Annotated in this window: 13 protein-coding genes and 1 pseudogene; 3 read left to right on the forward strand and 11 right to left on the reverse strand. The window is 66.3% G+C overall.

All coding sequences use genetic code 11. From position 1 onward, the window contains the following. Positions 1-98: 98 nt before the first annotated feature. Positions 99-257, reverse strand: coding sequence for a helix-turn-helix domain-containing protein (locus tag ASG96_RS22465; RefSeq protein WP_369793631.1), 159 nt, complete (start codon positions 255-257; stop codon positions 99-101). A 560-nt stretch (positions 258-817) separates the two neighbouring features. Between ASG96_RS22465 and ASG96_RS03230 the strand changes: the two genes are divergently transcribed. Together ASG96_RS03230 and ASG96_RS23070 are read left to right on the forward strand one after the other, a co-directional pair. Further along, complete coding sequence (locus tag ASG96_RS03230) at positions 818-1,576, forward strand: DUF4352 domain-containing protein (protein ID WP_057586547.1); 759 nt, start codon at positions 818-820, stop codon at positions 1,574-1,576. Positions 1,577-1,836: 260 nt separating this feature from the next. Further along, the gene (locus ASG96_RS23070; protein WP_157610607.1) at positions 1,837-2,082 is read left to right on the forward strand and encodes a hypothetical protein; all 246 of its coding nucleotides are present in this window, start codon (positions 1,837-1,839) and stop codon (positions 2,080-2,082) included. 329 nt (positions 2,083-2,411) lie between these two features. Here ASG96_RS23070 and ASG96_RS03235 read toward each other — a convergent pair whose 3' ends face one another. The 7 genes and pseudogenes from ASG96_RS03235 to ASG96_RS23730 all read right to left on the reverse strand — a co-directional run. After that, complete coding sequence (locus tag ASG96_RS03235) at positions 2,412-3,338, reverse strand: TIGR03560 family F420-dependent LLM class oxidoreductase (RefSeq protein ID WP_057586549.1); 927 nt, start codon at positions 3,336-3,338, stop codon at positions 2,412-2,414. A gap of 496 nt (positions 3,339-3,834) precedes the next feature. Further along, positions 3,835-4,419, reverse strand: coding sequence for a TspO/MBR family protein (locus tag ASG96_RS22470; protein ID WP_082591580.1), 585 nt, complete (start codon positions 4,417-4,419; stop codon positions 3,835-3,837). 394 nt (positions 4,420-4,813) lie between these two features. Then, positions 4,814-5,095 carry a hypothetical protein gene (locus ASG96_RS03245; protein ID WP_200962642.1) on the reverse strand — a complete coding sequence of 94 codons (282 nt, stop codon included), beginning with the start codon at positions 5,093-5,095 and terminating at the stop codon, positions 4,814-4,816. An 11-nt stretch (positions 5,096-5,106) separates the two neighbouring features. Continuing rightward, positions 5,107-6,156: a trans-aconitate 2-methyltransferase gene (locus ASG96_RS03250; RefSeq protein WP_056759718.1), complete on the reverse strand. Its 1,050-nt coding sequence runs from the start codon at positions 6,154-6,156 to the stop codon at positions 5,107-5,109. Beyond that, the gene (gene nrtS, locus ASG96_RS03255) at positions 6,149-6,493 is read right to left on the reverse strand and encodes a nitrate/nitrite transporter NrtS (RefSeq protein ID WP_157610608.1); all 345 of its coding nucleotides are present in this window, start codon (positions 6,491-6,493) and stop codon (positions 6,149-6,151) included. Before nrtS ends, ASG96_RS03250 begins: the two co-directional genes overlap by 8 nt. Positions 6,494-6,574: 81 nt before the next feature. Continuing rightward, complete coding sequence (locus tag ASG96_RS03260; protein WP_157610609.1) at positions 6,575-7,624, reverse strand: alpha/beta fold hydrolase; 1,050 nt, start codon at positions 7,622-7,624, stop codon at positions 6,575-6,577. Between the two features lie 869 nt (positions 7,625-8,493). Then, a pseudogene (locus ASG96_RS23730) lies at positions 8,494-9,096 on the reverse strand (glycosyltransferase); the annotation flags it as partial. Positions 9,097-9,889: 793 nt separating this feature from the next. Between ASG96_RS23730 and ASG96_RS03270 the strand changes: the two are divergent. After that, complete coding sequence (locus ASG96_RS03270) at positions 9,890-10,492, forward strand: TetR/AcrR family transcriptional regulator (RefSeq protein ID WP_057586559.1); 603 nt, start codon at positions 9,890-9,892, stop codon at positions 10,490-10,492. Between the two features lie 128 nt (positions 10,493-10,620). On the opposite strand, the gene ASG96_RS03275 is transcribed toward ASG96_RS03270, so the two are convergent. The 3 genes from ASG96_RS03275 to ASG96_RS03285 form a co-directional block, all read right to left on the reverse strand. After that, positions 10,621-11,652 carry a hypothetical protein gene (locus tag ASG96_RS03275; RefSeq protein WP_082591581.1) on the reverse strand — a complete coding sequence of 344 codons (1,032 nt, stop codon included), beginning with the start codon at positions 11,650-11,652 and terminating at the stop codon, positions 10,621-10,623. A gap of 486 nt (positions 11,653-12,138) precedes the next feature. Beyond that, a complete protein-coding gene (locus ASG96_RS03280; RefSeq protein WP_082591582.1) occupies positions 12,139-12,795 on the reverse strand; it encodes an isoprenylcysteine carboxylmethyltransferase family protein in 657 nt (218 codons plus the stop codon). Positions 12,796-13,037: 242 nt separating this feature from the next. Next, complete coding sequence (locus ASG96_RS03285) at positions 13,038-13,673, reverse strand: TetR/AcrR family transcriptional regulator (RefSeq protein WP_057586562.1); 636 nt, start codon at positions 13,671-13,673, stop codon at positions 13,038-13,040. Positions 13,674-13,725 lie beyond the last annotated feature (52 nt).

Here is a 13,725-nt window from a genome sequence, read left to right on the forward strand (position 1 = left end):
CCTGAACCGCTCCAGGGCAGGTGGCCGGAGGCAGCGCGAGGAACGACCCGCGACTCAACTGTGGCGCCAATCCCCTCGGGAGACTGCGACGCTCGACCCTAGTGCGGACATCGACCCGGACGATGGGACCGATCTGCCAGATCCTCGAGCCCGTCATGTTCGTACCGGACCAGCCACGCGCGCAGCGTCTGTCTCGAGACACCCCACGCCGCGGCGACCTCGGATACCTGCCGGCCGTCGCCGATCACGGCCAACACCGTCAAGCATCAGGCGACGCCGGTGCAGATGCCGGCCAACGTGGCCGGGCGCCGACCGGGGCCGTGCGATGTTGGGACGCCCGGCGGCGGCTAGTCGTCGGCGTCACCCTGCAGGGCGGACTTTCTCCGCTCGAGCCAGTGCGTCTCGTGCGTCTCCGGGTGCCGCCACTCACGCAGCCGGTAGTCGAAGCCCGGCAGAAGCACCATCGGGATCGGATCAGGGGAGGCCGGTACGACCGCCCCCACGACGATCTTCGCGTCAGGGGATGAAGGTTGACTGCGCGGGAACCGGCGCAGTGTGGACCTCCAATGGGTCCCCAGACGGGCGAGGCATGAGGCTTATCTAGCATGCGTCTGTAATAGGGGACACACAGGGGCTGAATAGAAACCCCATAAAGACCTGATAGACTGGTCATCAACACCAAGTAGGTGTGCACGCTGGACCAGTTCCCGGTCGATGGGGACACGCTCCGAACCGCGCCCCACCAGGGCCGGCTCGGGCTGCAGGGCGTGCTCGAGCCGCCCGGCTCACCGACCCAGAGAACAGAAAGCAGCCCATCGTGAGCAGCAACGCCGAGTACAAACCCGGCGACGTCGCCAACGGCCACCTCCTCACCCAGGACGGCCAATGGGTGCCGCTGCCAGCGCCGCAGCCCATCATCCCGCCCGCCTTGGAGAAGAAGAAGGGCATGGGCAAGGGCGCGAAGATCACCATCGGCGTGGTTGGCGCGCTGGTCCTCATGGGCGCGTGCAACGCGATCACCTCGGCCGCTGGCGGGGGCACGACCCCAACCACGACCTCCGTCACCGTCACCGAGAAGGCCGCGCCCCCGGCTGCTGGCAAGGCCGCCGCTCCCAAGGCCGCCGCTCCCAAGCCCGCCGCTCCCAAGCCCGCCGCTCCCAAGCCCGTGGCGAAGCCGAAGGCCGCCTCGCAGATCGGCACGCCGGTCCGCGACGGCAAGTTCGAGTTCACCGTCAAGAGCGTCAAGTGTGGGATCTCCACGGTCGGCAATGAGTACCTGAACACCAAGGCACAGGGCCAGTTCTGCGCTGTGCAACTCCACATCGAGAACATTGGGGACGAGCCGCAGTCCATGTTCGCGGACAACCAGTTGGCCTTCGACGCCAAGGACCGGAAGTTCTCCGCTGACAGCACGGCCTCGATCTACGACGACAGTTCGCAGGTGCTGTTTGAGGAGATCAACCCCGGCAACTCCGTCAAGGGCAAGGTCTACTTCGACGTCCCGAAGGGTGCAAAGCTCACCCAGCTTGAGCTTCACGACTCGATGTTCTCCGATGGCGTGAAGGTCGCTCTCTGATTCGCCGAGAGTCCCAACCGCCTCACGCTGGTAGCCCCCCAGACCGTCGCGATCTGGGGGGCTGCCCGGTCCGGCCCGCGACAACAAGAGGATCGGGCCGTCCAACGAGCTGCCGGTTCGACCCGTTCGTCCCCCTGCATGTCGCCGTCAGACCGGCAGGGCCAGCCGAGAGAAGAGAAGGGCATGCCTGCTGACCTGCCCCTCACCCAGGTCGACAAGTTCGACTGGATCAACAACGGGATGCGTTTGCAGTAGCTGCGTTGCGGGAACCACCCGGACGTGGAGTACCTGACCTCGAACCCGTATCAACGGGATTTGCAGCCCAGGAAGACGTTGAAGGGCGTCGTCGAGGGCGCTCGCCGCGCGAGGTCACCGTCGAGCTGCCCACCGGCTACGGCGACAAGCCGTACACCGACGCCATGACGGGCCGTGCCGTGCAGCCGGTCAAGGGCAAGCTGACCCTGACCCTGCCCGCGCTGAGCGGCTCGGTGCTCATCACCAAGTGACCAGTACGCCCCCGTGACAGCGCCGTTGATCGGCTGCTATCCCGGGGGCGTCGTGGCACTGCCATTCGCCCTGGTTAGTTCTCGATCTCTACATCGCCGCCGTTGCAGCGCGTTCGGTCGGTCGGTGAGAGCGCGTGGGACGGTCCACCTCGAACGGGATAGCTCATTGGCAGTGGAAGGACGCGGATGCCCATGGACAGAACGAGCGGATCGGACAGTGCGGGCGTTGTTCTCGCCCGGACTGGGTAGTGGCCGCGGCCGGGGATCCTCGCGGCCGCGCAGTTTGGGCGAGGCCCTGACTGCCAGTTGTGAGGCGAGTGTCCGCACGTTCACATGTCCGCCAGCGCTGGCACGACCGTCTCGCCGATGAGTCGGACCGCCTCGACGTCATCGGAGTCCGCCAGGGTGAAGGTCACGTACTGCGAGCCAACCGCCGCATACTCGCGCAACCTGGCCACGACCGTCTCCGGGGTGCCGGCGATGCCGCCGAACTCGGGATGGCGCCGCGCCTTCGCGGCAAGCTCGGTCTCGTCGTTCGCGATGAGGATAGACACGTGGTTGCAGCGAGTGATCTCGCCAAAGGGTCGTCCAACCGCCTGACAGTGTCCTGCCAGAACGCCGAAGAGACGCTCCACCTCGCCGGGACTTCCCGACACGTTGCACATGTCGGCGCGGGTCGCGACGAGACGAAGAGTGACCCGCTCCCCGCTGCCTCCGATGAGGATCGGCGGTCGCGGATGCTGCACCGGTCGCGGGTCGTTGTAGGCACCGGAGACCGTGTAGTGCTTCCCGTCGAAGCTGGCGGGACGCTGGGTGAGCATCCGGTCGACGACTTGCACCGCCTCCTCAAGCATCTCCATGCGCTCTCTCACCAGTGGGAACGACCAGCCGTAAGCGTTGAATTCCGGCTCGTGCCAAGCCGCTCCGAGCCCGACGATGGTGCGGCCGTGGCTGATCACGTCCAGCGTGGCGCAGGTCTTCGCCAGCAGCGCCGGGTTGCGGTAGGGCACGCCGACGACGAGCTGACCGATGCGGATCCGATCTGTCACCGCCGCGATCGCGCCCAGCGTGGCGAAACACTCGAGGATCGGGACTTCACGCTCGGGGTTCTCCTCGTCGGAGAACATGAAGTGGTCGGCCATCCACACCGAGTCGAGGCCGGCTTCCTCGCAGGCACGAACCACCGCGAGAAGGGTGTCGGCGTGGTTTCCGTGCTCACTCGGGTGGGTGGGCATGAGCTGTAAGCCGAGAAGCATCGTGCTCTCCTAGGATCTGGCGATTCGCTAGATGCTCTGCCTTGAGCCGCCTGCCGACACGGCGGCACCGTGTCGATCTTTGCAAAGGAGAGGGATGCGGCGCCAGCACCCGCTAACTGCGGTCCTGGCCGCTGTTGCCTCCCGGTACGGGTGGGCCTCCCTGATGGTCACAAGCAACAAGCCGTTCGGACGCTGCGGGCGCCGTCAGGGAGCAAGTCCTGCAAACTCGTCGGTGCGCTCACTGCCAGCAGCGGTGTCCCGACGAACCTGCACATGAGACCTCAGTCAACGAGCCGACACACGCAGTAGTCGGCGGTGGACGTAGGTCGGCTGTGCTCGCGAGATCGATCGGACCACGCGGAGCGACTCTTGCAAGCCCACCCGCCGTGTGGCCGGCTTGCGGTGGGAGGATGTGGCCGCTGGACAGAGGGCGACCGAGCGGATCGCGGCAAGGACGCGTTTCGATCGACTGTCGGTTCTGCTCGCCCACGGGTGCCTAGCCCGGGTTGAGGCGCCACAGTCGGTAGCTCCACGGAACGTCGTAGGCGACCACCCAGAGGGTGTACGGCGTGAGGGCGATCATCGAGGGCCGGTCGGAGGTGACGGACCTCTGCAAGGCCAGAAGCGGAACGAGGAAGGCCAAGGTTCCGGCGAAGCCGTTGCGAGGACTGCGTCGGCCGATGAACGCCACATTCCACAGTTCGTTGCCTGCCAACACGACTAGCGCTAGATGGCGTACCCGTGAGTCCCTGTTCAGGTATGCCCGATAGAGGACCGTCCCCATCTGGACGTAGTAGGTGGCTCCCACGAGCCCGAATGCTGGCATCGGCAGTTGAAGCCGGGGTTGGCGCAGCTGGCGAAACCAGCGCAGCGAGTCTCGGCCGATGAACGCGTTGCCGGCAACCGCTGCGGCCAGCGGCGGTCCCATCGCCGCCGCGAGCCCTCTGACGTCGTGCGATCTACTCACTGACAAAGTCTGCTCGCCACCACCGCCGTTGGGAAGCAGCCGAACAAGGGGACGTTTCATGGCCCGGTCCGGCTGTTCGACACCGGGCATAACCGCAAGGCCCCCGATGCCCATGACGCGCGCTCGATCGCGGTGATCACCGTCCGAACGTGGGGAGCTCAACTCTTACGCAGGCCGTGTGCACGAAGTTCGCCGACGTACCGCCGGGCGACGTGCGTGTCTCTGGGCGTCGACCCACACCGGTGGCGCGACGGTCACGTCCTCGCTACGTCAAGGGGGCCCTGCAGACCGCAGAATGGGGCCGCGAGGTTGCAGGAGTGCGCTTCTTCGCCATAGTGGGGAGTGGGGTCACTAGTTAGCCCCGCCCGCTTCGCGGCGGTATGTCGCGCCATTACGAGTCGAGCGCGGTCCCTTGTCGCGGGCGTCTACCGCGGGGACCGGACCGCTTGGCAAGGACTGAACTCCGAGGTGCCACCGTGTCGGCGACCAGCGCCCGGTGCCGGCAGGTCTACAGCTCTACTTCGCGCAGCACATCCAGGTTGCGAAAGGTTGGCCGTTCATCGCATATCGCTGCCAGGAACGAGGCAAACTCTCCTGTCGCGGGGCGGTCGGAGTTCTCCATAGCCTGGTCGTGCGATGCGAACACCACCATCAGCATGTATTCGTCCTCGGCGTCTCGGTCCCTAGTCAGCACGGCGCGGTGCGGAATCCGATCACCCTCGGTCTTGGGCATCCAGGCATCGAGGTACTGGTCGAACTCGGCGATCCGACTCGACCTGAACTCGATCATGTGCGCAAACTTCACGACACCCTCGCCTCCAGCACGAGGTTGAACGGCGTCTCCGCGACCCGGCGGAACGTCGAGAACCCAGCGCCGACAACGACTTCGCGCAGTCTGGCCTCCCCGGCCTGCGCGCCCAGCGCTGCACCCACGTCCTGGGACAACGAGCTGGGAGTGCAGAGCAATGTCGAGAACCCGTAGTAGGCGGCGCCTACCGAGGTGAGGTTGTCGCCGAGGTCATCGTGGGCGAAAGGCTCGATGAGCATGAGAGTCCCGTCCGGCCCCAGGCGCTCGCGTGCGTGGGCACACGCACCGGCCGGGTCGCCCATGTCGTGGAGGCAGTCGAAGAAGCAGACGAGATCGAAGACCCCTTCGAACGTCGCGGCTGTCGCGACCTCGAATTGAACCCGATCGGCCAGTCCAGCGACGGAGGCGCGCCTGCGCGCTGCCTCGATCGAACCTTCGTGGGCATCGAAACCGACGATGCTCGACGCTGGGTACTCCTGCGCGAGGAGCAACGTTGACGCACCGTGTCCGCAGCCGACGTCGGCGACGTGCGCGCCGGCGGTGAGCTTGGCTTCGACACCGTCGAGCGCGGGGATCCAGGCACGGGCCAGGTTGTTGAGATAGCCGGGCCGGAAGAACCGTTCGCAGCCGCCGAGGACGTGACCGTCGTGCTCGCCCCAGGAGAAACCCTTCCCGGTCCGGAACCGCTCCGCGATCGTGTCTGTGGCGTAGACCGACCCGACGGCGATCTCGAAGGCTCCGATGACGCAGGCTGGGCTGGTCTCATCGGTGAGTGGGATGGCGTGTTCATCAGGGAGCAGGAACCGGCCGGCACCGTCATACAGCAGGTAGCCGCGCGCCGCTTGTGCACTCGACCACTCGCGCACGTACCGCTCAGCGGTGTCGGTGCGACTGGCCAGGTCCGTCGGGCTGAGCCAACCTGCCCCGGCCATCGCGCGGTAGAGGCCGAGCTGGTCGCCGATGACGACCATCGAACCGCCGAGCAGCGCTCCGACATCGCAGATGGCTTTCTCGACGAATTCGGCCATCTTCGTCTCATCCATGTCCTTGTTCCTTTCCGCTCATGGCACGTTGCCCGGTGTGGGTGAGGCCCGCGTCGCTCTCAACCAGTGATGGTTGGACTCGAACGGTCGCCATCCTGCGGGTCGCCGACAGCAGCCCGAAGTTCGAGACGCAGAACGGCGTCAGGTACGTCAAAGCGGCCTTCACCCAGACCAGGGCGGTCGCACGCCCGGCCAGGATGACGCCGAGCTGGTTCATCGCGAAGAACGCGGTGCCGACAACCAACATCACGGACACCGTCCGCTTGAGCTGCTGTGGCGCAAGAGCCACTGAGAGCAGTTCACGGGGCGTGGACCACGTCGACGCTGAGTCGTTCATCTCGACCTCCCTCAATCAACGGTTGTCGATCAAGGTAGGCACGGCCGGTGAGAGATACCTCCGTATAGATACGGGACTTCGCTAGATTCCGAACTCGGCGGCCCGGCGGACCAGTTCCGTCTTCGAACCGATCTCGAGCTTTTCGTAGACGTTGACGAGGTGACTCTCCACGGTGCGCTTGCTCACCCCGAGCTGACCGGCGATCTCGCTGGCCGTCTCGCCTCGCGACGCGAGTAGGGCCACCTCGCGCTCGCGCCGGCTCAGCGCATCCACTCCGAGGTTGGTCCGCCGCCTCGGACGGCTCTTTCGACCGGTCACGAAGATCTCGACCTCGTCAGCGATCGCGTCGACGTCGCCGAGCCAAGGCCGGTGGTCGGTTCCGGGCAGCTCGACGTAACGAGCTCTCGGAAGGTGCTCCGCGAGGTACCGCGCGTGGCCCACCTCGATCCACGTGTCCCCGGCACGATGCAAGATCAGGGTCGGCTGCTCGATCATCGGGAGCAGGTCGCGTATGTCCATCCGCATGTTCATCCGGATGGCGTTCTGCGCCATGGCCGGGCTCGCCGCCATTCGCAGGTACCGAGCCCACCACGCGCGATGTTGCGTATCATCGGCCGGGCTCGGGCGGCCGCCATCCCACCACGTGCCGGATGCCCACGCCCGGTCCATCCCGACGATGGTGTCCTCGAGCTGCTCAGCCGAGGGGCCGTAGGGGTAGTCGGGACCGGGAAGGCGACGTGCCCACGACCCGTACAGCACCAGTGCCCGCGCCCGCTCCGGGTGCTTGTAGGCGAACAGCATGCTGAGTGTGCCGCCCTCTGATATTCCGAACAGGGTGCCGCGGCGCGAGTCGGCGGCATCCATGACGGCCCGGATGTCGTCCATCCGCTGGTCCATCGACGGCGGACTGTCAACGGGGTCGGACATGCCCGAACCCCGCTTGTCGAACACGATCAGCCGCGAGAACGAGGCCAGTCGGCTCAGGAAATGGGCCAGCCGCGGTTGCTCCCACGCCACCTCAACGTGAGAGACGAAGCCCGGCACCAGGATCAGGTCGTGGGGCCCGTCACCAACAACCTGGTAGGCGACACTGACCCCATCACTCTTCGCGTATCGCGTCTCCCGCTTCATCACTCAGCGCCCCAGCCCGAGTCCGCCCCGAAACAGCCTCCCGTCAACGATAGAGCCCGGGCGTGGCACGAACCACGGATGCCCGGGCCTGACGACCGCGCATGCACGCGAGGGCCCCGAAGGATTGTCGTACCGTCATCCGGCCTGGGCAGCTGGCCGAAGCCGCGTCAGTCTGAACGCTGGGGACGCCCTTCGTCGAGGAGGTCTCAGAGTGGGCCGGAGGGGCTCGCACGCCGGCGACCCTGGCGGCGTTGTGACGCACGTGAGGCTCGCGCGCATTGCGAAGTCCGCACGCTCGGATTCTGGTTGTCCCCCGTTGGTGGTTGGTGAGCGCGCTCAGGGCAGTCAGGGCGCGAGCTGGGCCTGATGCCGGACTTGGAGAGCGAGTTCCAGGCGACGGCGATGAGGATGACTCTCGCGAGACCGGTCGTCCACGGAAGGGGCAGTGCGAAGCCGATCCAAAAGACGGCTTCAACCGGGAGTACTGCCAGGTTGAGTACAGCACCGATCCCTCCGCCCTGCCAGAGCAGCCAAGCTGAGCAGAAGGCCACCAGGGTCACCGCACAGAACAGGAGGAGTCCGACGAAGGTTCTGTCTGAGGTACTGGCCGACCAAGGGCCGCCGAACATCTCAAACAAGCCGAAGAAGCGGGGGCGCTGACCGCTTCTCAGCCAGTAGATCGAGACGGGCGCGGTGGCGAGTCCGAACCCGAGGGCGTACACCCAGGTCACGGTCGCCGCTGCCCGCGCGCTACTCAAGGCGAAGTCCTCCCGGGTTCACACCGCGCTCCCTCCGGCCGCCGCTCAGCCGGACCCTGGTGAGGTGGGATTGTTCCGCGACGCACACCCCGGTCGCGAACCTCAGCCGTGTCACGGGCGGGTGGTTGCCGACTCGTGCAGGATCGCGTTCTCGATCGTCTGCATGGGGTCGTACGCGTGGAGCTCGGCGCGCAGGTCCGCGACCTTCCCGGCGTAGGTGGGGTCCTCCAGGAGGGTGCGGACTGCCCGCCTGAGTCTTGCTGGCTTTGGGCGTTCGCTGCGCAGGTCGATGCCGAGTCTGTTGTAGCCGACCCGTGCGTTGATGTCGTTCTTGCCCTCGCGCTTGCCGGCCCCGACGACCGGGACGCCATGCAGGAATGCTGCGAGGTTGCTGCCGAAACCACCGCTGGTGACGAAGACGTCGACGTGCTGGAAGAGGTCGTCGTAGTCGATGAAGTCCTCGATCACCACGTTCGGGTCGGGGAAGCGCTCGCGGAGGGCCTGGGTGTGGGCTCCCGCGGTCGTGGCGACGACCATGTACTCGGAGTCCTTGAGTGCCTGGATGGTGGGGATGATCAGTTTGCCCGGGTCGGTGTTGTCGACGGTGCCCTGGGAGACCGCCACCACCTTCCTCGACGTCTGTACCACCGCAGCCGGCAGCGGGGTTCCCGGTCTGGTCGCCCGGCGGGCCGGGAGGAGCGGGCCGACGTACTCGGCGTTTGGGAAGGGGCTGGTAGCCGGGGAACTCCAGGCCTGGGGAGCCGTTGAGGAAGACCCGCGTCGTCCTCAGCATCGGCTCGTGGGGGAACCCATCGGGTCGGATCGGTGCGATGCCGTGTCGGGCGAGGATCTGGTTGTAGTGAGTGGTGCCGGCGTTCATGCCGCTGGAGAGCAGTCTGCGCACGAGCGCGTGGTGAAGCCGGCCCACGGGCGTGCGCGAGGGGCGCAACCCGAAGAACGGTGGCGGTCCCTGGGCGTCAGGCATCACCATGCTCAGGCCGATGGCGAACACCGGTAGATGCAGGGACTCCGCGACGAGCTGTTCTGCGTACAGGGCGCCATCACACACCATGGCGTCGAAGGGCCACTCCTGCCTGATATCCACGAGGTCCTGGAAGTGCTCCTCGACCTGGCTTACGAAGAGCTTGTCGAGGTCGAAGGAGATCAGACGTGGTCCCTTGAGAGCCACACGTTCGGGGAACAGGGTGTTGAGGGTGCTCGCCATGACCTCGGTGGCCTGCCGGTAGGCGAACCAGCGCATGCCCAGTCGGTCGAGCTTGGCGCCGTACTCCGGTCCGGCGTACCACCGCACGTCGTGACCACCGTCGGCCAGGTGGGCGGCGATCCCCGTCAGGGGGTTGAAGTGTCCATCGGCCGGCATCGACGCGAACAGGATTCTCATCTGCCATCCCATCCTCTCACTATAGTCAGACTATAGTGAACCTCCATGGAGCCTCTGTCTACCCCCACGACCCGCACGGACCGCGCCCTGATCACGCGACGCCGGATGGTCCGGGCTGCCTATGACCTGTTCTCCGAGCGCGGGTACCTCGGCACGACGATCGCCGAGGTGGCCCAGCAGTCAGGCGTAGCGGTTCCGACGATCTACTACACGTTCGGGACCAAGGCGGCGCTCCTCGCGGAGTCGCTGGGGGCGGCCGTCGTCGGCTTCGACCACTGGCGAGAGCCCCCACCGGACCCGGACATCACCGAGCTGATGCCCCGGCACCAATGGTGGGCCGCCTTCCAGGCGGCGCCCACATCAGAGGCGGCCTTCGCTGCCTTCTTCACCCACGGTGTCGGGATTCTCGAGCGGGTGGCGCCGCTCGTGGCCGCGTTGCACGGTGCCGGCGGCGACGTCGAGGCGGCCGCCGTGGTCGAGGTCAGTGAGCGCCGACGCGTCGAGTCCTACCGTGAGACGGTCCGCGACCTCGCACGAAAACCCGGCGGCCTGCGACCCGGGCTGTCACCGGCGAAGGCCACCGACATCCTGGTCGTGCTCTTCAGTGCCGAGCTTTACCAGTCGCTCCGCACCGGCCGGGGATGGTCCAGCGCGCGCACTACGGCGTTCCTGCGCGAACTGCTGTCAGCGCAACTGCTTGGAGAGTGACGCCGAACTCCTACGGACTGACCCGGCCCCTTCGCTGGCGACTCTGGCGTTGCCGGCCGACGCACCGACCTCCGACCTGCAACTCGCGGCGAAAGACGCGGTTCGCCGGCATCCTGTTTGTGGGACGCTCAAGCCAGTTCCAGGACGGGTCCCTTGTGGAGGGCGAGGTAGACGTCGTTGCGGATGGCGTTCGCTTCGGCATCGGTCAGTGTGCGTGCCAACGGTCGTAACGTGAGCCGGACAAGGCAGTTGACCTGTCCCGGGGTGATACCCAGGCGCTGCTGCGCCCGCGTGGGTAGTTCGTCGTGGTCGGTGCGGCTGAGCACCTGGATGGACTCGATGTCCTCGACCCGATCATGCAGCGTCGACCGGACGGTGTCCCCGATGTTCTCGTCGTCGGTGTCTGGCGCGACGACGACGGAGAGGTCTCGGGTGATCGCCGGAAGCCTCGAGACGGGTCGCCATGGCTTCAGGTCCTGCATCTGGGCAGCGATGCGTGGTTCTGTTGCGCGCAGATAGCGTATGTCGGGAATTCCCTTGGCCAGCATCAGGGCACGTTCGAGGCCCATCCCGAGTGCGAGCCCGGACCAGCGGCTCGGGCGCAGTCCGGCGCGGGTGAGGACGTCGGGATGAATCCGTCCGCACTCGGCGATCTCCATCCATTGCCCGTCGTGCCATACGTCGATCTGCCGGCCGCCGTCGGTGTAGGCGTGCGCCGATGCGATGGTGCGGTACCGGGTCCCGGGCAGGATGGCTTCGACGAGCAGCGCAATCATGTGCTGCAGGGTGGCGCCTGTGGTGTCGGGGTAGGAACGCAGACGCCAAAGGTCGACCTGATGCGGTTCAGCGACGTGGGTGCGGTCGACGACATCGCGGCGATAGACGAGCCCGGGAATAACGATGAGTTCATCCACCGGACCGGAACGCGCGCGGTATCGCTGCAGCGTGTGAGGGATGTCGGCGCTGGTGTGGCTGCGCAGCATCGTGGTCGGGCTGATGTAGCGAGTGTGCCGGGCGTCGCGGGTGATGCTCCCGGCGTCGAAACCCAGGTGGTCGTAGTTGTCGTGGACCGCGACGATCGGGGGGTTGCGCACCGTGATTGTCGTGGAGGCCCACGCCGTTGCCAGGGCAGAGACGATGCGCTCGAGCAGGATCTGCATCGCGTGTGGCCCCTGGGCGGGGTTACTCAGGTCTCGCAGGGTAAGGGCGCGGTGAAGGTCACAAGGGGCGAGGTAGCCAGGTTTCACGAGAATGCTCCAAGTGCGTGTCGGTTCGGGTGGGGTGGCTTCCCCCGACCCGCGCGACGCAGGAGCTGCTACACGAACGTACGCGCGCAAACGAACCCGCGGCCATCACCAGGCCGGGGGCAGAGAAATCGCTGACTCGCGTTCATGGAGAAATTTTACGACGTTTGTCGGACTATGGCCCAGCGATTATTGGCCGTCCGCGTTCGGCCCAAGAGCCTGTTCACCCCTCACCGCCCCCTGCGCGTGTCTCATTGCCGGCTATGCACGTGTCCCGTCGCGGCGGTTGGTCACGCATGACCCAGCCGCGCGACTCGCGACATGGTCAGGCGTTCGGGGGACGTGCGCTGAAGGTGGTCTTGGAGCAGGTTGTGAGGGCGCGGCGCGCGCTGTCCTCGGCGCCTACCAGACGAAGGGGATGACGCGCCTGGTCCGTGCCATGTAGCGGACGTAGTCGTCGCCGAGCTCGGCAACCAAGAACTGCTCTTCGATCCGTGTTCGGTAGGCCAAGGCGGCAGTTGACACGAGCAACAGCAGCACGAGCGCGACCCATGATTGAAGAGCGAGCCCGAGCCCGATCATCCCAAACAGCACTCCTGTGTAGCCGGGATGGCGAAGGATGCGATAGGGCCCGGCGTCAACCACTGTGTGGTGACGTTGAACCTGCACCTCGAGGGAGAAGTTGGTCCCCAAGGTGTGATACGCCCACGTTGTGAGTGCCATCCCGGCAGCGAACATCACGAGGCCCGGGTAGAAGGTCCAGCGGGCAAGGAGTGGCCCGACTCGGGCGTAGCCAGCCCAGATCGCGACGGCTACCGCCGGAATGATGGCGAGGTTCGTGAATGTCGATGCGTCCCGTCGGGGCTTAGCCCTGGTTGACGGCGCGTTTCTGGTACTCCATCGAGCGAAGTAGAGGAGTGGAACGCTGAAGCCGCCCAGGAAGACAACCCAAAAGAGGATCTCCTGAAAGCTGGAGGTAAACAGGGGAGTCATGTGCGACCTCGACAGCTCATGACCATGGTTTTGCGGCAAACTCAAGGCTAGGAGCGTGACACCCATGGGTCAATGGAGGCGCCTTGGTACCACGTTGGCTGGCAAGGCGTGGCAGGCCGAGCGTCCGCCACAACACCCTGCACGACGCCCGACGCAGCTCCCCGGCGGGAGAGGGCCCGAGCGCGCACTCATCGGCAGATCCGGTACACAGGGCCGGAGGCCACGCCAGGCAGGTGGCGGATAGACGCACTCCGGAACCGTCTGGATCGCGGCGAAGCCGGGCGGCCATACTCGTCGGCTCGATGGTGTCAGGTTGCGGCGGCGATCGGGTCTTGGGGGAGGGCGAGCGCGGCCTGCATGCCGCTGATGAGCGCCACGAACGCCTCGCGCCAGATCTCCTCCGCGTGGTCCGGTGGAAGTCCGTCACGCAGCTCGAGGAGCGCCAGCCCCTCGCAGAGGGCGTCGATCTTGATGGTTGCGTCCCGGACCTCTGGGTTGGTCAGGCCACCCTCCAGACCCAACGCCCGACTCACCATCTCGACCAGGTCGGCCAGCGCCTTCAGCCGCGCCGGACGGAACCGCTGCGTGAGGTCAGGCGGTAGTTCCCCGATGCGCTGGAACGCAATCCGGAACAGCGCCGGATGCTCCAGCGCCCACCGGCGGAAGTTGTCGACGATGGAGTTGACCAGGTCGGCCGCGGGATCATGCGTTCGCGGGTATTCGTTGACCCAGGAGCCCAGGAGCTGGAAGGCGCGGTTGCCCAACGCGACGAGCAGGCCCTCCTTGGACTCGAAGAGGCTGTAGACGGCGCGTGTCGTCGTTCCCGCCGCGGCGGCCACCCGCCGCATCGAGAGCGCATCGGGGCCGTCCGCGGCCACAATCCGCTCTGCCGCGTCCAGCAGTGCCTCCGCGGTTGCTTCGTCGTGAATTCGCGGTCTACCCATATTGACAGCATAGTGGCACGTCGTTACGGTACGACGTATCGCAACGGAGTTG

Origin of the sequence: Terrabacter sp. Soil810 (assembly GCF_001429645.1) — a bacterium.
In the GTDB taxonomy this organism is placed as follows: domain Bacteria; phylum Actinomycetota; class Actinomycetes; order Actinomycetales; family Dermatophilaceae; genus Terrabacter.